Annotated in this window: 20 protein-coding genes; all 20 read left to right on the plus strand. The window is 49.7% G+C overall.

All coding sequences use genetic code 11. The annotated features are described in order from the left end of the window. Positions 1–476: 476 nt before the first annotated feature. A complete protein-coding gene (locus ABEW34_RS25575; RefSeq protein WP_430162612.1) occupies positions 477–3,152 on the plus strand; it encodes a YhgE/Pip family protein in 2,676 nt (891 codons plus the stop codon). A 17-nt stretch (positions 3,153–3,169) separates the two neighbouring features. After that, complete coding sequence (locus ABEW34_RS25580; protein ID WP_430162614.1) at positions 3,170–3,763, plus strand: hypothetical protein; 594 nt, start codon at positions 3,170–3,172, stop codon at positions 3,761–3,763. A gap of 137 nt (positions 3,764–3,900) precedes the next feature. Then, complete coding sequence (gene sigK, locus ABEW34_RS25585; RefSeq protein WP_430162616.1) at positions 3,901–4,602, plus strand: RNA polymerase sporulation sigma factor SigK; 702 nt, start codon at positions 3,901–3,903, stop codon at positions 4,600–4,602. Between the two features lie 359 nt (positions 4,603–4,961). Beyond that, positions 4,962–6,749 carry a sensor histidine kinase gene (locus ABEW34_RS25590; RefSeq protein WP_430162618.1) on the plus strand — a complete coding sequence of 596 codons (1,788 nt, stop codon included), beginning with the start codon at positions 4,962–4,964 and terminating at the stop codon, positions 6,747–6,749. Beyond that, positions 6,749–8,347 (plus strand): response regulator transcription factor, encoded by a 1,599-nt coding sequence (locus ABEW34_RS25595; protein WP_430162620.1) that lies wholly within the window; start codon positions 6,749–6,751, stop codon positions 8,345–8,347. The genes ABEW34_RS25590 and ABEW34_RS25595 overlap by 1 nt, the downstream gene beginning before the upstream one ends. A 146-nt stretch (positions 8,348–8,493) precedes the next feature. Continuing rightward, positions 8,494–10,008: an ABC transporter substrate-binding protein gene (locus ABEW34_RS25600; protein ID WP_430162622.1), complete on the plus strand. Its 1,515-nt coding sequence runs from the start codon at positions 8,494–8,496 to the stop codon at positions 10,006–10,008. 90 nt (positions 10,009–10,098) lie between these two features. Further along, entirely contained in the window at positions 10,099–11,025 is a 927-nt protein-coding gene (locus tag ABEW34_RS25605; RefSeq protein ID WP_430162624.1) for an ABC transporter permease, read from the plus strand. Positions 11,026–11,049: 24 nt separating this feature from the next. Then, entirely contained in the window at positions 11,050–11,940 is an 891-nt protein-coding gene (locus ABEW34_RS25610) for a carbohydrate ABC transporter permease (RefSeq protein WP_430162626.1), read from the plus strand. 51 nt (positions 11,941–11,991) lie between these two features. Continuing rightward, a complete protein-coding gene (locus tag ABEW34_RS25615) occupies positions 11,992–13,530 on the plus strand; it encodes a glycoside hydrolase family 43 protein (protein ID WP_430162628.1) in 1,539 nt (512 codons plus the stop codon). Between the two features lie 372 nt (positions 13,531–13,902). Next, a complete protein-coding gene (locus ABEW34_RS25620; RefSeq protein ID WP_430162630.1) occupies positions 13,903–14,934 on the plus strand; it encodes a hypothetical protein in 1,032 nt (343 codons plus the stop codon). A gap of 197 nt (positions 14,935–15,131) precedes the next feature. Then, complete coding sequence (locus tag ABEW34_RS25625; protein WP_430163209.1) at positions 15,132–15,974, plus strand: class I SAM-dependent methyltransferase; 843 nt, start codon at positions 15,132–15,134, stop codon at positions 15,972–15,974. Beyond that, a complete protein-coding gene (locus ABEW34_RS25630) occupies positions 15,974–16,216 on the plus strand; it encodes an acyl carrier protein (protein ID WP_430162632.1) in 243 nt (80 codons plus the stop codon). The genes ABEW34_RS25625 and ABEW34_RS25630 overlap by 1 nt, the downstream gene beginning before the upstream one ends. Beyond that, entirely contained in the window at positions 16,213–17,550 is a 1,338-nt protein-coding gene (locus ABEW34_RS25635; RefSeq protein WP_430162634.1) for a hypothetical protein, read from the plus strand. Before ABEW34_RS25630 ends, ABEW34_RS25635 begins: the two co-directional genes overlap by 4 nt. Before the next feature lie 29 nt (positions 17,551–17,579). Next, positions 17,580–18,710, plus strand: a complete 1,131-nt coding sequence (locus tag ABEW34_RS25640; RefSeq protein WP_430162636.1) for a UDP-glucuronosyltransferase — start codon at positions 17,580–17,582, stop codon at positions 18,708–18,710. A 34-nt stretch (positions 18,711–18,744) separates the two neighbouring features. After that, positions 18,745–19,860 carry a radical SAM/SPASM domain-containing protein gene (locus tag ABEW34_RS25645; protein ID WP_430162638.1) on the plus strand — a complete coding sequence of 372 codons (1,116 nt, stop codon included), beginning with the start codon at positions 18,745–18,747 and terminating at the stop codon, positions 19,858–19,860. A 35-nt stretch (positions 19,861–19,895) separates the two neighbouring features. Beyond that, positions 19,896–21,086 (plus strand): radical SAM protein, encoded by a 1,191-nt coding sequence (locus tag ABEW34_RS25650; protein WP_430162640.1) that lies wholly within the window; start codon positions 19,896–19,898, stop codon positions 21,084–21,086. 14 nt (positions 21,087–21,100) lie between these two features. Continuing rightward, positions 21,101–22,141: a Gfo/Idh/MocA family protein gene (locus tag ABEW34_RS25655; protein ID WP_430162642.1), complete on the plus strand. Its 1,041-nt coding sequence runs from the start codon at positions 21,101–21,103 to the stop codon at positions 22,139–22,141. Between the two features lie 14 nt (positions 22,142–22,155). Then, complete coding sequence (locus ABEW34_RS25660; protein WP_430162644.1) at positions 22,156–23,148, plus strand: ABC transporter ATP-binding protein; 993 nt, start codon at positions 22,156–22,158, stop codon at positions 23,146–23,148. After that, positions 23,135–23,944, plus strand: coding sequence for an ABC transporter permease (locus tag ABEW34_RS25665; protein ID WP_430162646.1), 810 nt, complete (start codon positions 23,135–23,137; stop codon positions 23,942–23,944). The genes ABEW34_RS25660 and ABEW34_RS25665 overlap by 14 nt, the downstream gene beginning before the upstream one ends. 5 nt (positions 23,945–23,949) lie before the next feature. Beyond that, positions 23,950–24,753 carry an ABC transporter permease gene (locus ABEW34_RS25670; protein ID WP_430162648.1) on the plus strand — a complete coding sequence of 268 codons (804 nt, stop codon included), beginning with the start codon at positions 23,950–23,952 and terminating at the stop codon, positions 24,751–24,753. Positions 24,754–24,835: the final 82 nt, after the last annotated feature.

Raw genomic sequence — 24,835 nt, forward strand, 5'->3', positions numbered from 1 at the left:
ATTACGGGTTAAGGGAGATGTGCGGACTCAGAAGCCGCTATTACGCTGCAATAAGCCATTTTGACGAGCTGATGAGGGAAATAACGGATTTCCTGTCCGCTTACGGCCTAAAATCGGGTAAATAGCCAGAATAGCGGAATCTCAGTCCTCAAAAAAAGAGTGAGCATCCCGAACTCCGTCGTCTGAGCCGCAGTGGTCTGTCTCGGCAACAATCACATGACGCTAGTGAGTGGGCTTCCATTCATAACGCTAAAGAGCCCTCGACAATGAATGGAAGAAATAATGGATGTAATCCTTACGTAATATTCCCCACAATGGCCTGCACCTTTATAGGCTGTGCCAAGTCCTTTTTCCCCCGAAAAAAATCATCATATTTCTTCTTTTCCCTGTTAATGCTAAACTAAGGTCTGATTAGCGGCAATCGGTTGTTGCAAAGGCCGCTCCACAACTTATGACATAGCAAAGGCGGTCTACTCATGCGCCATATTTGGCATATTTATAAAGCAGATTGGCTTCATATTTTACGTGTGCCCACCGGCATTTTTCTTATTTTAGCGATTATATTGCTCCCCGGGTTGTACGATTGGGTCAATATTAAATCGGTGTGGGACCCTTACAGCAACACGCAGGGCATTAAAATTGCCGTCACGAGTCTCGATGCGGGAGCGAGCGTTCAAGGCAAGATCGTTAATATCGGTGAGGACCTAGTGGCAAGCCTGCAAACGAACGAGAAGCTGGGCTGGACGTTTGTAAGTGGGCAGGAAGCGATGGATGGTGTTGAAAAAGGCACCTATTATGCAAGCCTGCTTATACCAGCCGACTTTTCTGCCAAAATAACCGGCATTATCGAAGGCAAAATCGAGCGGCCAGAAGTCATTTATACGGTCAATGAAAAGGTGAATGCTATTGCGCCGAAAATAACCGGCTCCGGCGTTTCCGCCATCACGAAGCAAATTAATGAAGGCTTCACAGAAGCTGTAAGCGAAGCCGTGCTGACGAAATTGAAAGAGGCGGGCGTAGAAATTGAAGCGGAGCTGCCGACCATTCGCAAAGTCGAGAACGGTATTTTCAGTTTGGAAAGCCATTTGCCTGAAATCGAAGCGGCTGGGCAGAAGGTGCTGGAAATCGAAGCCAAGCTGCCAGAAATAAATGAGAAGGCGCAAAAAATAATCGAGCTTCAGCAAAAGCTGCCGGAAATAAATGCAGCCGCGCAATATGTGCTAAAGCTCCAGCAATATTGGCCGAAAATCAGCGAAGCCGCTTCGGAGGTTCTTATCATTCAGGAGAAGCTGCCTGAAATCCAGAAGGCGGCGCAGCGCATTCAGGAGGTCGATGCTAATTTCGACCGCGTGAGCGAGGTGGTCGACACGGCGCTGGATAAAACGAATACAGCGCTTGGCATTGTGACGGCGGCTGAGGAGCAGCTGCCGAAGCTTGAGGCGCTGGGAGGAGACGCGATCGCTTTCGCGGATGGACTGAACGATTTTCTAGCGTCGAGCCAAGAGGCCTTTAAGACGATTAGCCCGACGCTTAAGCAAAATTTGCTGCTGGTCAAGCAAATCGCTGATGCTGCCGAGCTGCTGACAGCAAGGCTGCAGGAGGCTGATCTTACCAAGCTGCCGACCGCGGCGGAAGTGCAGGCGCTCATTGATCGGCTCAGTACAGCAGCAGGCTTAATCGGCAGCATAACCAATGTGCTGTCGACGATTAACAGCCATTTGCCGGATGGGCAGCTAAGCGGGACCATTCAGCGGCTGAGCGGTCTCACCGAAAAGCTGAATACGCAAATTCAGCTGCTCGGCATTATTAAGGATGCGATGGACCGGGGAACCGCGCCGCCAGAGGAGATTGTAGCGCGGCTGCATGAGGTAACGGAGCAGGTGAGCAGCGAGCTTGGCTACGTGCTGAACCATTACGACAGCGATATCGTTCCTGCGATTACCGAAGGCTTGAGCAAATTGCAGCAGCTTGGAGCAGCATCGTCCGATGTGCTGCAAACGGCGAAGAGCAAGCTGCCGGATATCGCCGAGCTGCTCAAGGCCGCGCGTGAAGGGCTGACGTTTGGGCAGCAGGAGCTGACCCGCATACAGGCCGAGCTGCCGGAAATTCGCACGAAGGTGCATGAAATAGCGACGACTTTGCAAAGCAAGACGGACGCCTTCGTGAATGCGATTAACACGGCAGCACCGTTTATCCGCAATGACCTGCCAGCCATCGGCAAAAAAATCGACGCAGCCGCAGCTTTTGTTCAGAACGATTTGCCTGAGGCGGAAAAAGAGCTGGCTAAGCTGGCGGATTTCGTCCAATACCAGCTCCCGGAGCTTACGGACAGCGTGAAACGCGTTGCTGGCCTTGTCCGCGACGACTTGCCGCAGCTGGAGGAAGCGATTCGTAAAGCGGCCGACAAACTGCGCGAAGTAAAGGCTGATAACAGCTTTGCCGAGCTTGCGAAGCTGCTGCGCGGCGATATTGAGAAGGAAAGCGAGTTTTTGGCGAGCCCCGTGCTTATTAAGGAAAACCAGCTGTATGCGATTCCTAATTATGGCTCGGCGATGTCGCCATTTTACGGTGTGCTGTCGCTTTGGGTAGGCGCCACGCTGCTCATTTCAATGCTGCGCTCAGAGGCAGACAATCCCAGTGGAAGCTATCGCGGCTACCAGCTGTATTTGGGGCGCCTCGGCACCTTTTTAACGATTGGACTATTGCAGGCATTATGCGTAACGCTGGGAGACTTTTTTATATTAGGCGCCTATGTTGCAGATAAGCTGTGGTTTGTTTTATTCGCGATGCTCGTCAGCATCGTATTTGTCACCATTACGTACACGCTGCTGTCTGTATTCGGCAATGCAGGCAAGGGGATTGCGATTGTTTTCATGGTGTTTCAATTTTCCAGCTCAGGCGGTACCTTTCCGATCAGCATGACGTCGCCTTTTTTTCAGGCGCTGAATCCGTTTATGCCATTTACGTATGCGATTAGCTTGCTGCGCGAAGCGGTTGGCGGCATTTTATGGGAAACGGTGCTGAAGGATATGCTGTTCCTGCTCGGGTTTATTGCCATTAGCCTTTTCATTGCCCTCGTGCTCAAACGCCCGCTTAGCGGCATCATTAAGCGCTCGTCCGACAATGCGAAGAAGACCAAAATTATAGCATAGAGATAAAGGGGAAACGTATGAAAACGTATGAACAGTTCGTGGGAGAAATCATTGCGGCGGCGCAGGCTGCGGGGCTGCATATATATCAAAATAAAAACCGGCTGGAGACAAGGTCGCTGGATCGCGAGTTTTCGTTTTTTTGTACGCCGAGGTCTCACCAGCAGCCGTATCAGACGAGCGCCTATATGTATTTTGAATGGAGCAGCGTGCTGACGGCGGAATCGCTGCGTGAGCGGGAGGAGGAGGCGTTATCTCCGGTGCTCAGCATATCTCGTAACGCTGAGGAGGCCGCAGTGGATGAGCCTTGTACGCAGCTGCATATTCAATATGAGTTCGAGGTAGCGGAAAATTTTCAAACGATGACGGATGAAATCAATCAGCAGTTGCTGACGATCTTTCGCAAGTCTATGGGCCACACCAACGTTCCGGTTATAAAATGGGAGCTGATCATTCAAGCCAGCGGCGAAAATCATATTTCTAAAATATCGGCGCAGCAGCATTGGAGCATTCCTCTGTTGTCGGATTCCGGTGTTGGCCCGATTATGGCTGAGGTTAATGATGTGTTGATCGCAATAGGCGAGCTGCCGTTTATCAAAAAGGATGCACAGTAGCGTGAGTTCCAACGGGTTTATTTATTCTAATTCCTTGTACATGCACATATAGGCCCCCGCCTACATAGAATGTAAAATTGATGTTGGTGCACGCTGAGGCTGATTAGGATGCCCGGTAATACAGCATAGGGGGCCAGATGATGGGATTATTTGCTGCAATCGCGTTGTTTATTAAACAGTTAACACTACTTGTATCGTATGTGAAAAATAACGCTTTTCCACAGCCGCTTCGCGAAGAAGAAGAAGCGAAGCATCTCGCACTAATGGCCGAAGGCAATACGCATTCCCGCAATTTACTTATTGAACATAATTTGCGCCTTGTTGCACATATCGTCAAAAAATTTGATAACACCGGCGAAGATTTGGAGGACTTGATTTCTATTGGTACAATCGGGCTGATTAAAGCTATTGAGAGCTTCCAGACGGGTAAAGGCACGAAGCTGGCGACATTTGCTGCCCGTTGTATTGAAAACGAGATTTTAATGCATCTACGCTCCTTGAAAAAAACGCGCAAGGACGTATCACTGCATGATCCAATCGGCACCGACAAAGAAGGCAATGAAATTACGCTCGTCGATATTCTGGGAAGCGATCCAAATGAAATTGTGGAAACCGTACAGCTAAAAATGGAAAAAAGTAAAATTTATAAAAATTTAGTCATTCTTGATGAACGTGAAAAGGAAGTCATCATGGGCAGATTTGGCTTGGAGCATGGCGGGGAAGAACGAACCCAGCGAGAGATCGCTAAGGAGCTCGGAATTAGCCGCAGTTATGTATCGAGGATTGAGAAAAGGGCGCTGATGAAACTTTATCATGAGTTTTATAAGGTGAAGAAATAGGTGCCTTCCATAAGGCTTTGTGATTCCGTAATGGATTTTCAACATTATAACTTCTCGCGATTTGCGGGATGTCGCACATGGCTGATACCTCGTATTTATTATGGCTGCTGTGGATGATAGCTACTTTCGTCCGATTATCGATGTGGCTGGCGTATTAGAAGCACAGCAGAATGATTGGAGAAGCTTTTGACAAACAAATTTAAGGTACGTATTGCACGAAAGGGCTGGAGACGATTTTTGTCTCCAGCCCTTTCGAATTTGACCCATAACTCTAGGTTTCATCTTGGTTCTGAAGTACAATAGCTTTCATAGTAATTGTAAATTTGAATCATGGATAGTAAGGAAAGGAGATTTACGAAATGAATCGTTCTTTGCAAATAAACCGATGGGGCAGCATACACTCCATTAGGATGAAGATGATAGCAGGCTTGTTTCTAATCGTGTTGCCGCTGATTGGATTCCTGATTTATATGAATGGATATGCAATTGACGTCGTCCGCAATCAGGTGGCTGCCTCAAGCAAGGACTTATTAACGCTGTATCGTGATCAGGTGGACGCACGCCTTGTCGAAGCAGATAATTACTTAATCGGGCTCATGCAGGACCCGGATCTCTCGAACATCGATTTTTCCCCGCAGCCCGAGGATCGCATTTTCGCGTCGCAGCGTATCGCATCGAACTTAACAAACTCCATCCTTCGGTACCCCGTTTTGGACGGGTTATTCGTCTATATACCCTCAGATGACCAATACTTATATTCCTTCCGCGACCGTTCCACCATGATCGACCGCATGTACATTAAATCCTATATATCGGATAACGTAAGTAAGAATTCTGACTTGAGGATGATCACCCAAAAAAGGATGTGGTATGTTCAAAAGAATGGCGACCGCGTTTACCTTCTCCGCTTCTTTGTGCTAGACAACGACTCCATCGTCGGTGCGTGGACTAACGCGGAGTCGCTTCAGACACCGCTTGATTTGCTAGGCATCGGCGAAGAAGGAGCGGCGCTGCTAGGCGACGGGCGCGGCAACGCGATTGTCAATCAAGGTTTTGTCAGTGAACACGGCATTACGATTGAGCCGCAAGCGGAAAGCTATTATCTCACTGGCTCGACGGAGAAATTCCTGGCAGTTGGCGAAGATTCCCGCGAAGGAGAGTTCAGCCTACATGCGTTCATCCCGGAGGATTTGATGCTCCAGCATCTCTCCACATATAAGCTAATTTCCTACTCCCTTCCGTTCGTTGCGGTCCTGATTCTGGCAGCGGCGCTGCTCTTGCTTCGGAAGACGCTCTTACTTCCGCTCAATCGCTTGCTCAAGGTTATGAACCGAATTCAGCAAGGCAATCTCGACACTCAGATCAAGGATTATCCAACTTCTTTGGAGTTCCAGATCGTTAATGATACGTTCAACAACATGATGGAGCAGATCAAGCATTTGCGAATCAGCGTGTATGAAGAGCAGCTGAATAAGCAGAAAGCGGAGCTTCAGCATCTGCAGTTGCAGATTAGACCGCATTTTTTTATTAATACCCTTAACATGATGTATATGCTAGCCCGTACGAAGGACGTAACGCGCATGGAGGAAATGTCACTGTGTCTGGTAAGGTACTTCAGGTACATGTTCCAAAGCAATCTGAGCTTCGTTACACTCAAAGACGAATTGCAGCATATTCGCAATTACTTGCGAATACAAGAACTGCGGTATCCCGACCAGTTGACATACGAAATAGAAGCCCCTTCTTTTCTGTTGTCTACACCGGTTCCGCCCCTGATTGTGCATACCTTTGTTGAGAATGCCATCAAACATGCCATGACAATGGATGAACAGTTGTCCTTATCAGTAACAATTGAGATGCTTGAGACGCCACAAGCTGCTCTGCATATTGAAATAAGGGATAACGGTCCCGGCTTCAGTCCTGCTGTGGTGGAGAGTATAGATCGTGGTGAGCGAATCGTGGACGACGAAGGGGATCATATCGGCATTTGGAACGTGAAGAGGCGGCTGCAATTGATATATGGAGAGAGGACGCAGGTTGTCTTAAGAGACGGGGAGCGGTGTGGCGCCGTAGTGGATGTGACGATTCCGCTCTCGCCCCGAAATGACAAAGAGAAGGACAAGCTTGACCCAGGAGGTATGGACTAATGCTAACGCTGATCATCGTAGATGACGAGAAGCTGCTTACAGATTCATTGAAAGGTGACATAGATTGGGCGTCTCTCGGATTCGATAAAGTATTCACTGCTTATAATTCGCGCCAAGCAAAAGAGATCTTCGATCGGGAAAGCATCCATCTTATGGTATGTGATATCGAGATGCCTCAGGGAAGCGGACTAGAGCTTCTAGCTTGGGTGCGCGAGCATCATCCCGATACAGAGACCGTATTCATGACCTGCCATGCCGAGTTTAAACTGGCACAGCGAGCGATGCAACTGGGGAGCTTCGACTATTTGCTGAAACCGGTTCCGCCGGACGAATTGCTGAGCGTAGGAGAAAAGGTAGTTGCGAAGATTATGAAGGAGAGCGAGGAGAAGCAATACAGTCGGATTGGGCAATTCTGGTCGCGCAGGCAACCGCTAATTGCTGAACAATTCTGGTTAGACCTGCTTCACCATGTTATCCCCTCGAATCCAGATTCCATTAAGCGGGAGGCAGGAGAGAGAGGTATTCCATTCGATGAGAAGCTGCAGTTGTTGCCATTGTTAATCTCTGTGAAGCGTTATCACAAGGATTTCTCTCCTCGAGATCAGAAGGTTTTGGAATATGCGCTAAAGAACAGTGGGGAGGAGACGCTTGGGCTGGAAGGTCAGGGGCTTCTGTTTACAACTACAGACCGCGAATTGATGGCACTCATTCCGATCGAAGGAGATGCGGCCCTGCTGCGGGAGCAGTTCAAGGAGAAGGCACGGCCGTTAATCGATTATGCGTCTGAGTATTTCTATTGCGACATTGCTATTTATATCGGAAATGCCGTTCAAGGTCATGAGTTGAATGGTATGGTAGGAAGGCTGCGGGAGCTAGACAAGGAAAATATCGCACTTGCAAAAGACGTATTTCTCTACGATAGTGCTCGTAAGACGCGGGAAACGATCACGTTTCCCGACATGCATGCCTGGTCGATTATGCTTAAGGAAGGACATGGAGGCCGCGTACTCGTTGAGGCTAAGGCATTCCTGTGGACAGCGACAGCGAGTATGGACGTGGATTCGCTGTACCGATTCCATCATAACTTTCTCCAAATGGTGTTCTACGTTCTGAAGATAGAGGGAATTGATGCGCAGCTTTTGTTCGGTGATGATAAGTCTGCCGACCTATTCCGCAACGCGTCCCGATCCGTTCCCGACATGGTGGGCTGGATGACGCATATAATCGGCAGGTCAATGGATCAGGTCCGGAACATAAGGGAATCGCCTTCCATCCTGGACAAGGTCGAGCAATACGTGAACGCACGGCTGGATTCGGAGCAGCTTTCGCGGGAAGACGTTGCTGCCTACATGTTCTTAAATCCTGATTATTTGGACAGGCTGCTGAAGAAGCAGACGGGTCATTCCGTCACAGAGTTAATTATAACCAAGCGGATGGCGCTTGCGCTGGAGCTTCTGCTCAAGACGGAGCTTCCCGTTGGCACCATAGCGGTGCAATCGGGTTATTCCAACCTTGCCCATTTCTCACGGAGGTTCAAAAGGTTTGCGGGACTCAGTCCCCATGAGTACCGTAAAAAATACGTTGCCAATTCCGAATAGATGGCTTCCATGCTAGATGAACGAATGAGTCGATAATAGTCAACTGGCATGTCGATTTTGGAGTAGTGACTCTTCTGCCTTGACCGTACAATGGGATCAGGCTCGCAAACATAAGAGTCCACGACACTAGATACGGGGGATGACACATGAACAAAAAGATGGGTTGGACAGGCGGGCTAGTTGCCTTGACGATGCTGCTGTCCGCATGCTCGGGCGGCGGCAGTAACGCTGGAAATGCTTCGAACGGAGCGACTTCTGCAGGGAGTAGCGAGGAGAAGCCTTATGAAATTGTATACGCATACCCAACATTTGACAACGTACCTGTGGACATTCAGCTCGTCCAAGACGAGGTTAATAAGATCGCCAAAGAGAAGATTAATGTCACAGTCAAGCTGCTGCCAATCAGCAACAGCGCCTACACGAACCAGATCAACTTGATGATGTCGAGCGGAGAGAAGCTGGACATGATCGCCATGCTGGGCAACTATAGCACACAGGTTACGCGCGGTGTGCTATATCCTCTCGGTGATATCATGGAGGAAAACGCGCAAGGCATTATCGACGCGCTTGGTGAGGACTATTACAATGCGACCAAGGTCGGCGGCATTAGCTACGGTGTGCCGAGCATTCGGGACTTGGCACAAAATTTCGGGTTCGTCATGCGCAAGGATCTCGTGGACCAATACGATATCGAGTTAGGAACGATTAAGAACTTCGAGGAATTCGGCAAGGCGTTCAAGACGTTGAAGGAGAATGAACCTGATATGGTTAGTGCGACAAATCTCGCAGGTGGCACGATACTTGGCACTTACCGTACCTACGATCCGTTGGGCAACGAGCTTGGCGTCCTTTTGAATAGCGGACTTGCAGACTTGAACGTCGTAAACTGGTTTGCGACGGAAGAATACGAGAAAATGGTGCGTCAACTTCGTGAATGGTATTTAGCAGGTTACATTCTCAAGGACGCCGCGACGAATCCCGAATCAAACCATGCCATCGTGAAGTCCGGCAAAGCGGCAGGTTATTTCACCCAGATGAAGCCTGGCTTTGATGCCCAGGAAAGCCGTATGACCAGCCATCCCATGGTGTCGGTGCAGACGGTTGAGCCTGTAGCGAAGACCGATACGGTCACGAACGTGGCCATTGGTGTGGCAGCCAAGTCGCAGAATCCGGCGAAGACTCTACAATTCCTGAATCTGATGTATACCGACAAGGAGATTGTTAACCTGATTGACTGGGGGATTGAAGGCAAGCATTACGTGAAGATGGAAGGCCAGGATAATATGATTAAATATCCCGATGGTGTAACAGGCGATAACGTGGGGTACAAGAACTATGGCTGGATGCACGGTAACCAATTTCTGTCCTACGTATTTGAAGGTGACGAACCCGACGTCTACGTCAAAATGGAGGCATTCAACCACAACGCTGCTAAATCCAAGGCGCTTGGTTTCTCGTTCAACGGCGACAACGTGAAGAATGAAATTGCCGCTAGTAACGCAGTCTTATTACAATACAAAGGCGTTCTTGAGAGTGGCTCCGTTGATGTTGACAAGGTGTTGCCTGAATTCCTTAAGAAGCTTGAGGAATCAGGCATCAACAAGATTATTGCAGAGAAGCAGAGCCAACTGAATGAGTGGGCGTCTACAAACGGCACATAGGATGAGAACGTACAACGATCCAACCGGACGTCAGAGCCGATTGGATCGTTTCTTAAAGAAGAGACCTTTCGGGAAAGGGACGAGATAGGAATGGAATATACAAAAAAGAGACACCGTACGTTCTTTAAATATTTACCGCTTACACTGCTCATGCTTCCGGGTCTTGCTTACCTGCTGATCAATAACTACTTACCGCTGCTTGGCATGTTCATTGCATTCAAGAACATCAATTACTCTCAGGGTATTTTCGCGAGCGACTGGGTAGGTTTTAGCAATTTCGTGTATCTGTTCAAGACGAGTGACGCCTTTATTATTACAAGAAATACGATTTTGTATAATGCTGTTTTCATTATTCTCGGCACGGTTCTCGCCATCGCGTTCGCCATTCTGCTAAATGAAGTGAGGAGAAAGGTACTGTCGCGCTTCTATCAGAGCGTCATCGTTCTGCCGCATCTCATTTCATTCGTAGTCGTTGGCTATCTGGCTTACGCCGCGTTCAGCATGGAGACGGGCTTCATGAACAAGACGATACTGCCGCTTCTGGGCATTGACGAAATATCTTGGTACACAGAGCCCAAGTATTGGCCATATATTCTGACCATCGTGCATTTATGGAAGTCGGTAGGATTCTCTTGTATCATTTATCTGGCTTCTATTATCAGCATCGATACTGAATATTACGAGGCGGCAACACTCGATGGGGCGAGTAAGTGGCAGCAGATCCGTGCGATCACCATCCCCCTTATTACGCCAGTCATCGTGATGTTGATGCTTCTTGGCATCGGACGTATTTTTTATTCCGACTTCGGCCTGTTTTATCAGGTACCAATGAATGCTGGAGCGATCGCCGATACGACCAATGTCATCGACACCTACGTTTACCGCGGTCTTATGGTGCTGGGCGACATTGGCATGGCATCCGCCGCAGGCGTCTACCAGTCGCTCGTCGGATTCGTGCTTGTATTGGGCGCGAACTATATCGTCCGGAAAATCAACAGGGAGAACGCCTTGTTCTAGGGCGAGTGGAGGAGCATAACAACCATGGCTATCGAAAATAAAGCTATAAACTGGATCGCTAATGTAACGCTGTCGGTGTTCGCCTTGGCCTGTATCATACCATTCGCGCTATTGATCATGGCATCGCTTAGCAGCGAAGCAAGCATTATTCGGAACGGCTATACATTCTTTCCGGAGCAATTCAGTTTGTCTGCTTACGAATACTTGTGGACACATCATCTTGAGCTGGGCCGAGCATACGGCATTACCGTGTTCATCACAGTTGTCGGTACGGCGGTTAGTCTTGCGATTACCTCTGCGCTTGCCTATCCGTTATCGCGAAGGGATATGCCGTTGCGCAACTTCTGGACGTTTCTCGTGTTCTTTACTATGTTATTTAATGGTGGGCTGGTACCGACTTATCTGGTATACACTCAACTCTTCGATATCAAGAACACCATATTCGGACTGTTACTGCCGGGGTTGCTCATGAGCGGCTTCAACGTCCTGCTTGTCCGTACATTCTTCATGACGTCCATTCCACCTGCCTTGATCGAAGCAGCAAGCATTGACGGTGCGGGTGAGATCAAAACGTTCTATCGGATTGTGCTTCCGCTGTCGCTGCCCATCATGGCGACGATCGGGCTGTTCCAAGCTATTAACTATTGGAATGATTGGTTTAACGGTCTTATCTACCTGACCGATTCACGTCTGTTCGGTATACAAACTATTTTGACAAAGATGATCACGGACATCCAGTTTCTGACGAGCAACAGTAATGCGGCCGGCACGGGCGCGAGCCAAGCGATCTCTGAGCTGCCAAGCACCTCCGTGCGAATGGCGATTGCGGCGGTCGGCGTGCTTCCGATCCTCATTGCGTACCCATTCTTTCAGAAATATTTTGTCAAGGGCATTACGATCGGAGCTGTCAAATAAACCTGGCGGGGCCGTCAATATCAGCTATTCGGACTATAGGAGTTGAAGACAATGAAATTCTCCAATCCCGTCTTGAGCGGTTGTTATCCCGATCCCAGCATATGCAGGGTCGGAAACGATTATTATTTAGTCAACAGCTCATTCAACTATTACCCCGGCATTCCGATCTTTCACAGCAGCGACTTGGTCAATTGGACTCAGATCGGGCATGTGCTGACTAGGGAAAGCCAATTGCCTCTAGGGACTAAAACTAGCGGCGGCGGGGCCTTTAGCTTCACGGGAATCTATGCACCTACTTTGCGTTATCGCGGCGGGCGCTTTTATTTAATCACCACGAACGTACAGCATGGTGGGAACTTCATTGTGACAGCAGATCGGCCGGAAGGGCCTTGGTCAGAGCCCGTTTGGTTGGAGTGGGGCGGTATTGATCCTTCTCTCATGTTCGATGAAGATGGAAAGGTATACGTGACTGGTACCGGAGGAGGAGATGAGCTTCCGGGCATCTATCAGGCGGAGATAGATCCAGACACTGGAGCCATTCTTACAGAGCGCAGGCTGATCTGGGAGGGAACGGGCGGCAGCTATCCCGAGGGTCCGCATTTGTATCGTATAGCCGATTGGTATTACTTGCTTATTGCGGAAGGTGGTACTGAGTTCGGTCATATGGTGACAATTGCAAGAAGCATGGAGCCTTACGGTCCATTCCAACCTTGTCCAAGCAATCCTATATTGAGTAACCGCAGTACCGGCTTGCCAATTCAGGCAACGGGTCATGCCGATTTCGTCGAAGCGCATGATGGAAGCTGGTGGGCAGTCTACCTGGGTATCCGTCCTCTTGGTTATCCGTTCTATCATCATTTAGGTAGGGAAACGTTTTTAATTCAAATTACGTGGTCGGATGATGGCTGGCCTGTTATCGGATATGATGGCAAGGCTCAATTAGAAATTGAGGGCCCATCCTTTTATGAAGGAAATCCGGGAAAATTTGAAGGCATTTGTCGTGATGATTTTAACAGCGAGTCGCTCAACCTGCATTGGAATTACCTACGCAATCCAGTGCCAGAGGCGTATTCACTCACGCGCCGTCCAGGTTGGCTAACGCTCCTCGGTATGGAACAGGGACTTGATGGGATCGAGCGTCAGACTTTCGTCGGCCAGCGGCAGCGTCATTTGGAATGTCAGGTTTCTGCCTTGCTGGATTTCGAGCCTTCACGAGATGGAGAGGAAGCTGGCTTAACCATTTATATGAATGAGAAGGGGCATTATGAGATTGCTGTAGCTCGCATTGACGGGGTTAAGACGGTACTGTTTCGCCGGAGAATAGGCTCCTTGTGGAAAGTGGAGCGGGAGGAGACCATTCCCGTAGGTCCCATCCTTCTAAGCATCGCAGCAGATGCGACTACTTATGTCTTTGCCTTTGCATTGAACGGTAAGGAGGAGACGGAGCTCGGACGGGGAGAATGTTTCTATCTGTCAAGCGAAGTGGCCGGTGGTTTTACAGGAGTCTACGTTGGCTTGTATGCTACCGGCAATGGGAAACCAAGTGATTCGCTGGCACAGTTCGATTATTTTGAATATAGAACTGATTAATTTTCAGGAGTAATTTTCAATTCTGTACAATCAAGATTGGACGTAGGCCGCTAATTGATTAGCGGTCTTTTTCATTTATATATCGCGTTTTGCTGAAAATGGGTAATTTTTTACATCATTTCGTGTTCACTACCACTTAAAGATAATAAGCCAAGCTTGCTTTGCTTCATCTATCGTTGAGAGAACGGGTACAGCCCGCTGCAAAAGAAAATTTTGTTGAGGTCAATTTAGCTCGTTAATGAATGAAGAGAGAAAATATCAATATATTCGGTCTGCAAGCTCCATTTTTCGAACGGATTCAAAAAAGTGCAATTGCAGGAAAAAAGAGATTGACCTAAGGTGGAGTAATCCCATTGAAAAGAGGCGATCTATTTGGATGCTGTAAACACCGCTCATATCCTTCCGCTTCGCAAGCCGATCATTGAGGTCAATTCGTACCACGCCTTTTCCCAGGCCATTGTGCTGACGAATGAAGCATTATCTCTGCCTTGGCTTTTTAGCCACTATATCCATCTGTTTGGCGTTCCTGAATTTGATAAGGGCAACTTTATTCATTTCGCGTCCTCTTCTTATTTTCACGAACTGCCCTATACCTTTGTGTCAAAGCTGCATACGGATCAATTGAGGTCGTGGTTTGATGACCCGTTAGCCTTCTTCATCGATTGTCTCTACAAAAATCAATATTTAGCTATCGCGCTTGATGAATATTATATTCCTGGCACCTCCTCTTACCAAACCAAGCAGCAGGTGCATCATTTGCTTATTCACGGCGTCGATGTTTCGCAGCAGCTGTTCTATGTTGCAGGCTACTTTTCGAATCCACCAGTCTATGACTCTGGTAGACCGGTCAGCTTCGAGCTGCTGCGAGAATCGCTCCGGCATGCTGGGCCCATCAAGCAGCGAATCAGCCAGACCTTGGAGATTATCGAGTATCCATACCGGGATTTAAGCACGCAAGCTTTTGAGCTTGACGTTCAATTTATCGCAAGGTCACTGGAGGAATTTTTGCTGTCTAAGCCGTTGGCTGAAAAAAATCCGCAAAGGATTCATTTCTGGTTTGGCCTGCGCGTGTATGATCTGCTCGAGCAATTCCTTGAAAGGGAGCTGGAATCAGACCAGCCAATCATTCATATGAAAGCACTCCAGACGCTCGTCAATCATAAGCAATGGATGATGAAAAGAGTCGAATACTTGCATGCTCACAAGCTGATTTCCGATAATGGCCTGCTTGCGATGGGGCAGGATGTGCTTAAGCAAACCGTAATTGTTCATCAATGGTGTGTGAAGCAGCGGGTCAAAAGGGACCCAAGCAACATCATAAATGCCATTCGCTGCACGCAGCAATGTAAACGTAGTGAAGCGCTATTTTTGGAGAGATGCTTGAATCAATTGGTTATTCCTTAACGAATTCTAGAAAGTGCAAATATTTAAAAAAAGTGCAATAGAAGGAAATAAGGCTTATTCAAAGCAAGAAACCGTTCATCAAAAAAGTCTTATTGCACAGCGAATAGCAATGTCTATAAAGTTGAAGTAGGCCATTGACTCACAGAAGCTACATCACCCCATGTTGTAGATGAGAGGAGTTGTTCACCCGCTTGGCAATGAAGACAACGCTTACAACCTCACCGATTCAGCATCAGGTCAGTCGACACACAAGTCCGCTTGGCGTTATGCTGCTGCGATTCATGTACCTCATGTATTACGCCTTGCTGTATCCGCCTTATTATTTCTGGAATAAACGCGACTTTAAAAAGCAAACGAAAAAAAATCCCTTCTACGTCAGTAAACTCGTGCGATTGGTAGAAAAGCATCCCCGGCTGTATGAGCTGTCGATGTTTGTGCTGAACTTTCCAAGACCGACAGCGGTTTATCATTTTTTGCCTGAATTACAAGGAAGCGTGCTGCAGGTTGGCTGTGGAACGGGGCTTCTGAACAAGCATGCAAAGCGTTGGAGGGATGTAGAGTTTTTTAATCTCGATATTAATGAAAAATACCTTCAATTCGGCATGAAGAAGGGCCGACTGCACAATTGCCTCCATTCTGGCATTTATCAGGTGGAGAAGGCGGACGAAAGCTTTGACAAAATCGTCTTCGCCAGATGCTTCCATCACATTAGGCATCATAAAAAAGCGTTTAAGGAATGTGCAAGGCTGCTAAATAAAGGAGGGGAATTGTGGATTCTGGACCCTGTCATTTTGGAGGAGCAGGGCTCAGGCAAACAAATGAGCGAGGGATATATGGCCAATTCGTCTATTGATGGCGTCATTTGGCGTTTTACGAAAGAAGCGTTTGTTGCGCATGTGCTGGCTTCGCTCCCAAAGGATCTGGAGCTCGTTTCAATCACGGAAAATCGGCAGCCGCATTTAACCAATTATAATTTAAAATACCCGCAAACCGATATTTTGGCGGTTATTCGAAAACGAAATGAAGGGGAGAACAAGTAATGCTGCAGACGCAAATTATTACGATTATTTCCGAAGTCAAGAACGAGCCTGAACTAGCGGCTACGCTGACGGGGGCCTCCGATATGCTAAGCGATGTGGGGCTGGACTCGCTCCAGTTGATTAATTTCATACTGCGAATCGAAGACGAATTCGAAATCGAAATCGATTTTGACCAATTTGATATGGAGCATCTCCAGTCGATCGATATATTCTGCGACTTTATTCAAGCGAAAAGCGCATGAGGCGGGCTGGGGGCGTAACGACGATCCATTGCGGCGCCTTCGATGCGGAGACGCTGTGGCGGGATGAAACGCTGGCGAAGCTGCCTTCCCTGCCCGATCCGCAGGCAAAGGCGATCGTTGGCGCTATGGACGAGCTGTTATTTTTATTTTGCGAAAGCTCGGATGTGCTGCTTACCCGGGGTCCCGTGTCCCCGGCGCAGCTTCGCTATTTGAGCAGCATTGGCTTGACGTTCAGGACGAGCGACGAGCCACTTGAGGGTTGTTACAGCGGAGCTCAGGAGGAAAATCCCTTCCAGCTCATGCTGAATAAGGGGGTAGTGCGCCAGTATGAGGAACTGCTTCCGCCAGGCGGCTTTGTTGAGCCGTTTGCCGTACTGGACGGCTTGCAGGAGCTGTCATCGCTTTACCAGCTTGGTGGGCGTTATCCGGATATGGATACGATTAGGCGCGTGAATTCCAAGCTGTATTCGACAGAGCTCAGAGAAAGTCTGGGATATGGCCCACCAACGAGGACTGTGAGGAATCATATGGAGCTGAGGCGCACCGCCGAAGCGATGCTGGGTGCCGGTCCCGTGCTTATTAAGGATACGTTTGGCGTATCCGGCAAAGGGAATCTGCTGATCCAAAGCATGGCGACGCTGGAGCGTATAGCCGGGTATGTTGCTGCCCAGGAGCAGAAGGGAAAATCAGTTTTATTTCTGCTCGAGCCACTGCTGGACAAGGAGACCGATTTTTCATGCCAATTCCACATTGCTGCGGACGGCGGCTATGAGCTGATTTCCGTACAGCAGGTCATAAACGCCGAGTTTGCCTATCTGGGAACGTTTAGTGCAAGCGAGGCGCTCCTAGAAAAGCTGGAGCGTGAAGGCTATTTTAAGCTCATGCGGAAAACGGGCGATCTGCTTTATGAAAGCGGTTACTACGGACATGTTTGTGTCGATTCAATGCTGCTGGCGGACGGCGGTCTCGTGCCAATCGTTGAAATTAACGCGCGCAAGTCGATGAGCCTGATTAAAAAACGGCTGGACGATTATTTGGCCGAATTTTCGCTTCAAGGGAACCTCACCTATTTATCCGTCATCTGCCTTGGAATCGTGGAGTACGCAGATTTGCTTGCGGCAATGGAGCGCGAAGGGCTGCTCTTCCGGCCTGATCGGGGAGAGGGAATCCTCCCGCTTAGTGCGGGTACGTTCACGATCAATCAGGCGGACGGATTAAAGCGCAAGGGAAGGCTCTATTTGTCCGCTGTAGCGGGGCGGATAGAACGCTGCGGCGAGCTGCTTGCCCGCATGCGGGCCCTCTTGAAGTCTCGTGGTATTGCCGTAACCAATTAAGCGCCTAAGGGATGGAGGAGGAAAATAAGATGGGCAATGGGAGGAATCGGGACAATCGCTTCACCACAATTCTTTGCTCAGGCTTCGGGCTCGGCTTCTATAACCCTGGTTTAATCGTGAACTATCAATTGAGACAGCGCGGCATACCGACCGAGGTGCTGGTATTCGAAAGATACATGCAAAAGGAAAAGCAAGCAAAAATCGTAGACAGCCGAAAGGCTTATCATGATAATTTTGCGCTTGCGAAAATCGCCACGAAGCTGCCCAAGGATATTCGGGACAGCTTCGATCCTGAACAAATCTTTGACCTGCTAAACAGCTGGGCGGCGGAGGGACGAAGGAGGTTTATTTCCTTGTCTGGTCATTGGGTGTACATCCTGGAGCTTTACAGAGAGAAGCTAGGTGCCGATGCCGCCGAGTTGGAGGTCGATCTGCTTTATGTGGATTCGGATTTATCGCCCTCTTGGAAAAGCCTCAAAAAATATATGCCCGATTATCCAGCTCGTTACCGAGAGGTTTGGCTGTATGCGTCGTCAACGTTGTCTATTCATCTGCAAATTCTTGTCGGCGACGGAGAGCCGCTGCCATTCGCAGGCAGAGCGACCCGGTATGTGATTCACGGCGGAGGCTGGGGGATGGGGACGTATCAAGGGAAAATACCGAAGCTTGTGCAGCAGGGTCTTGCCCTCGATGTCGTGGCTTATGAACCGGCGGAGGCCGAGCGGCAGAAGCCGGGCAATCGTTATTACATGAATGATCCCGGGTGGATGGCTTGGATGAAAGGGGAGTCCGGGGAGCATGAATTTCCAAGGTTCGGCGAGATTAGGCCGGATACTGCACCGTCATTTTCCAATCTGCCATCCCATCATGGCCTCTATGATGTCATTCGTCAGGCTAAGGGCATCATTAGCAAGCCTGGGGCGGGGACGCTGATGGATTCGCTGGCCTCGGCCACACCGGTCATTATGCTTGAGCCGTTCGGCGAGCATGAGAAGAAAAACTTGGAGGTATGGCTGGAGCACGGGCTTGGAATTACCTATGAGGATTGGGAGCGGGAGGGGTTTGCAGAGGGGGTGCTAGAGACGATTCATGAACGGCTGCTCGCAAAACGAGCAGCTACGAGATCGTATACGGACGACTATGTGGAACGATTGGGTTGAGGTAAAGGACGGTATCCTCAGGAAGGAGGGCGAGATGATGGCGATCAAAACGGAGTCCGCGCCTATCGCGGCGCAAGCGTTAGACCTGCACAGTCCCAAGTGGATTTTTCTGCAGCTGATCGAATCGTGCAATTTACGCTGCAAGATGTGCTTCGAGTGGGGAGATAACGGCTCTTACAAGGAGAAGCCAGAGCTAAGGAAGCTCGATATCGGCGTGGTAAAACAGATTATTGAGGATTGCAAGGAGACACGTCCCTATTATGAGCTTTACGGGGGAGAGCCGCTGCTTTACCCATGGATCGACGAGGTATTGGAGCTCATTCATAGAGCGGGCAGCAAAGTCCATTTTCCTACCAACGGCACTTTGCTGGAGCGGCATGCAGAGATGATTATGGCCTTTCCGCCAGAGCGCATTTGGGTGTCGCTTGATGGTCCCGAGGAAATTAATGACGCACAGCGGGGAGCAGGCGTCTTCCGCAAAGCAATGAAAGGCATCCGCAAGCTTTATGAGCTTCGGGAAGCAAGGGGCAGCGAATACCCGAAAATTGGCATCAGTACGACTGTCACGCCGACGAATTATAGACATTTGGAGCGATTCTATTTTGAAAGTGTAGACCTTACAATGCTGGACTGCATTAGCGTCGAGCTCCAGCAATATGTCACCCGGGAGCGTTACGATCACTATGCAGGCGTGCTGCGGGAGCATTTCGATATTGCCGCCGCACCAATTGCCAGAGGCTTTATCGCCGACCCTGCACAGTTCGCGGAAGTCGATGCGGCGGAGCTGTGCCGGCAGTTGAAGCGGATCGAGCGCCACTGCGCGGAGCATGGCATGTACTTCAATGCATATCCGAAGGTAATCAGCGAGGAGAATATCCGCCATTATTTTAATGCGGAATGGTCCAAGGTTACCAATATGAAGAAGCGCTGCGTTTTCCCATGGATTAGCACGGAGGTGAGTGCTAGAGGCGAGGTAACCTCCTGCCACAATTTCTACGATCTGTCGCTCGGGAACGTCAATGAGCTCAGCTTAAAGGAGATTTGGAACGGCACAAAATACAAGCAGTACAGGGACTATTTGCGCAAGCAGCTGTTTTCCATTTGCCCGGGCTGCTGCTTGTATTATAACGAGAAGCCGCGTATCACTTAGGAATCTATGCTGAGCTTAAGGGGAGGGAAGTAAGCGTGCAGCCTAAAACAAATATCCGAATGGATGAGAAGTCGTTCGAAATTTTGAAGCGAACGATCCGAAACGCAGCGATCCCGATGAGGCAAAAGCGGGAAAACCCGAAGTACAAGACGGAGCTTCCCGAGGTGGTTGCTATTAAGCTGACCAACCGCTGTAATTTGCGCTGCAAGCATTGCTATCAATGGAACGAGGATGGCTACCATCATCAGATGGAGGCGGCTGAACAAAATTTGGATATCGACGTTGCCCTTGTGAAACGGTTGTTCGAGGATACGAAGCAGGCGAAATCCCGCTTGTATTTGTGGGGCGGCGAGCCGATGTTCCACCGGCGGTTCGGCGAGATTTTGACGATGCTGGAGGAGGATCCTCGTGAGGTCACGATTTGCTCCAACGGATTGCTCTTCGACCAATATATGGAGCAAATGCTGCGTATTTCTGAGCAGCTGGAGCTGCTTATCGCCGTGGAAGGGTTCGAGAAGGACCATGATCTCATCCGGGGAAAAGGCTCTTACAGCAAGGTGATGAAAGGCATCGACCAGCTGCTGGCGCTTCGATCAGAGGGGCGGTTTCATGGACGGATTTCGGTTCATTGCGTCATCAATAACGCTAACATCAATTATTTATACGATCTGATGGAGAGCTTCGAGCAGCGGGGAATTGATCTCGTGCTGCTGACGTTCCCTTGGTACATCGCTCAGGATACGTCGCTTGCGATGGACGATTATTTTCGCGAGCACTTCGACTGGCTGCGCCATTTGGAGGAGGGAGAGAAGAGCAGCTGGCACGCCTTCAAGTACCGGATTGAGCCGCAGCATCTTCCCTCCCTGCTGGAGCAGCTTCGCAAAATGAACGAACGTGTCTGGGAAACTCGTCTGCGCTACCAGCCGGGGCTCGAATTTGATGAAATTGAGCGTTTCGTCACAGGCGAGGTTATGACCAGTCGCTGTGCGACCGATTGTTTGGCGCTGGCTACACGCATTGACGTAACGCCTACCGGAAACATTTCGGCCTGTAAATTTTTCTCCGAGTTTACGGTAGGCAATCTAAAAGAAAAAAGCCTTGAGGAGATATGGAATTCCGCAGAATACGATCGCATACGGGAGACCATCAATAACGGCTTGACCCCGGCATGCTCCAAGTGCAATGTACTGTATCTGCATGGCGTCTCGGCGCTTAAGCACATATAGGAGCTGCTGCTGACATGAGAACTTTAGGTCTAGGCATCATCGGCTGTGCGTCTATCGTGCGCAGGGCAGTATTCCAGCCGCTTCCGTTCGTCGAAGGCATTAGGGTGGTGGGCATTGCTAACCGTACAAGATCGCGGGCGGAGGCGCTGGCTGCGGAATTCGGTGTACCGCACGTATTTGAGCGGCTTGAGGATGTATTGACAAGCCCGGATGTTGACGCCGTGTATATCGCGCTGAGCAATGACCTTCATGCCGAATGGGTGCTGCGCGCCGCCCAGGCGGGCAAGCATGTGCTGGTGGAGAAGCCGATTGCGATGAATGCGGCGGAGTGTGCGAAGCTTGCGGAGCAGCTTGCAGACCAGCCAGTGATTGTGCTGGAAGGGTTGATGATCCAGCATCACCCGTGGCAGAGCGCCTTGCAGGAGCTCATTCAAGGGCAGCGTTATGGCAAGCTGCTGCAGATGCGGACGGAGCTGCATATATCGATGCGTGATCTGCCAATGACGAGCTACCGCTGCGATCCAGGCAGAGGAGGAGGCGTCTTCGCCGACCTTGGCTGTTACTGGCTGCAAATGCTGCAGCAGCTGCCAGGCATTGAGGCAACCAAGCCTTTGATGCTGAAGGCGGAATCAGCGTTTGATGGTCCGAGGGGCTGCGACTGGACGTTCGACGCATCGCTCGCCTATGCCAGCGGGTTCGCTGCGGAGCTGTCGGCTTCCTTCGAACGCCCTTACCGTACGCGGCATGTGCTGAGACTGGAGCATGCCGACCTCGTAGTGAACGATTTTTTTCGCGCCAACGTTGGGAGATATAAAATCACGATCAAGATCGAGGAGCCGGGAACCGGCCGTTCGCTTGACCGCAAAAGCTTTGAGCCGATGCATTATTACGAAAATCAGCTGGCGTATTTCCGCGACAGCGTCTGGACGGGGACTGGCATTGGCAAAGGAAGTCGCGAGCTTCTTCGTGAATCGCTGGAGCGGGTCAGGCTTCAGGAGCGGATTCATACGGCGGCTGTATGCCGCAAGCGCCATGTCGAGGAACGTACGCAGTAAAGGAGACAACAGGCATGATCATTGAGGTTGACGGCTTATCCAAATCCTTCGCTTACCATAAGAAGGAGCTGGGACTTAAAAGCTCGATCAAAAATCTGTTCCGCCGTGAGATGCAAACCAAACATGCGGTGTCGGATATTTCCTTCAGCATAGAGGAGGGCGAGGTCGTCGGATTCCTCGGGCCCAATGGTGCTGGCAAGACGACGACGCTCAAGATGCTGTCGGGCATTTTGCATCCGACGAGCGGCAGCGCCAAAGTGTTCGGCTACACGCCATGGGAGCGGAAAAACGAATTTAAACGGCAATTTTCCATCGTCATGGGACAGAAAAATCAGCTGTGGTGGGACTTGCCTGCGAATGAGTCGCTATACCTGAACAAATGCATCTACGAAGTGGACGATGTGGAGTATGCGCGTACGCTGGGAGAGTTGACCGAGCTGCTGGACGTGAAGGAGCTGCTTAAGGTGCAGGTGCGCAGATTGTCGCTAGGTGAACGGATGAAGATGGAGCTGATTGCGGCTCTCATTCATAAGCCGAGAATCCTTCTTCTTGATGAGCCAACCATCGGTCTCGATATTATTTCGCAGCGCAAAATAAGGGAGTTTTTCAAATATTACAACCGCGACAAAAAAACGACAATCGTTCTAACCAGCCACTACATGAACGATATTGAGGAACTGTGCGATCGGACTATTATCATCAACCATGGAAGGATCGTATTTGACGGAGGGCTGAATGAGGTCAATGAAAGGCTCGGGCATAAAAAGATAATGAAGCTGGTGCTTTCCGAGCCCGTTGAAGAATGGGTGCTGAATCAAGTCGGAGAGGTCAAGGAATTCAAGGATACGCATGTGAAGTTCGTGTTCGAGCAGTCGGAAATTAAAAAAATGTCGCGCTGGGTGCTGGATCACCTTCCCGTAATCGACTTCACCATCGAGGATATTCCGATTGAGGAGGGCATCGCCCTGCTGTACCAAAGTGGCGGTGAAAAGCATGAGACTGCATAGCATGTACTCGAAAACCTTCTCGCTCGGCGTGCAAAATTCGCTGGAATACCGGACGAACTTCTTTCTGAACCTGTTTGGCGCGGTATTTCCGATTTTAATTCAGTATTTCTACTGGAGAGCGGTGTTTACCAGCTCGGGCCAACAAATGGTGTTCGGATTTTCGTATAACCAGATGATCGCCTATTCCATTCTGGCCGTCTTGATGTCTAAGCTGATCGGCACCACATTCCAATACGAAATTGCCCGGGACATAAAGGACGGCGGTTTGAATAAGTACCTCGTCAAGCCGATCGGGTATTTATTATACCGGATTTTCTGTTTTCTAGGGGAGAAAAGCGTGCAAATGATCGTTGTACTCGCCCTTTCGGTGATCGTCATGCTGCTGCTGCAAGCGTGGCTGGACTTTCCGGTCAACCTGTCCCATATTTTGCTGTTTCTATGCGTCGTGCCCAGCGCCTTAATGCTGAACTTCTTCATCTACTATAGCTTAAGTGCCGTCGCTTTCTGGTTTACGGAAGCGAATGGCGCGTTTCGGACGTTTGCGCTGCTCGCCAATATTGCGGGCGGGGGTTTGTTTCCGCTGGATATTTACGGCCCGCTTACCAAGGCTATTCTGCTGGCGCTGCCATTCAATTATGTGATTTATTTTCCCATCCGCCTGCTCAGCGGCATGTTGACCGGCCCGGAAATTGTTGCCGGGGCAATGATGCAGCTAGTCTGGATTGGGGTGTTCGCCGCGCTCTCGACCTTGCTGTGGAGGCAGGGTCTCACGAAGTATATTGCGGTGGGAGGGTAGCCGCCTTGTTAAAGACATTAAAAAAATACGCATTGATCTACAAGGTTTTCGTCAAAAACTGCTTCATCGCCCAGATGGAATACCGGATCAATTTTTTGTTCGCGAACACGATTGAAATCGCTTATTTATTTATCAAGCTGCTTTATGTGATGGTTGCCTTCCGCGTCGGGGTCGTCATTAATGGCTATACGCCGGATATGATGATGATGTTTGTCGGGTCCTTTACGATGATGACGGGCTTTTATTGTCTTTTCTTTTATTCGAACTTCATGAATTTGAGCAATCATGTTCGAAACGGAACGCTTGATTTGCTCATCACTAAGCCGGTTTCGTTGCAGTTTATTGCGACGCTGCGCAATGTGGACTTCGGCTTTTCGTTTACAAACATAGTGGCCGGAGCAGGGATGATTATCCTTGCCTGGGCTCGCATGGGCATTCCGGTCACACCCTCGCGGGTATTGGTGTTCATGCTGTTCATCTTCCTTGGCATTGTGCTCAAATATGCGATTTTCCTGATGCCATCCTTGATGTCGTTCTGGACGGTGCAGACGGCGGCGGTCAATCAAATGTCTACCGCGATATGGGATATGAACCATGTGCCCATGCATATATATGGCCGCTCGGTTCGGCATGTAGGCACGTTTTTGTTCCCGGTGTTTGTCATTACTAATTTTCCGCCGCTGTTCGTGCTAGACCGGCTGACCTGGGTACATATGGTCTGGTTCCTGATCGCCCCGCTGCTATTTTTATTCTTCTCGCGGAAGCTGTGGAACGTAGCTATCCGCAATTACTCCAGCGCAAGCAGCTAGGGGGGCGATGCTGAGCCTGGTACGCCCATTGACGAACTGAGAATGGCCGGAAACCGCCTTGGCAGCGGGCCCATTAGCATTG

The sequence above is a fragment of the Paenibacillus algorifonticola genome (assembly GCF_050481745.1).
In the GTDB taxonomy this organism is placed as follows: domain Bacteria; phylum Bacillota; class Bacilli; order Paenibacillales; family Paenibacillaceae; genus Pristimantibacillus; species Pristimantibacillus algorifonticola_A.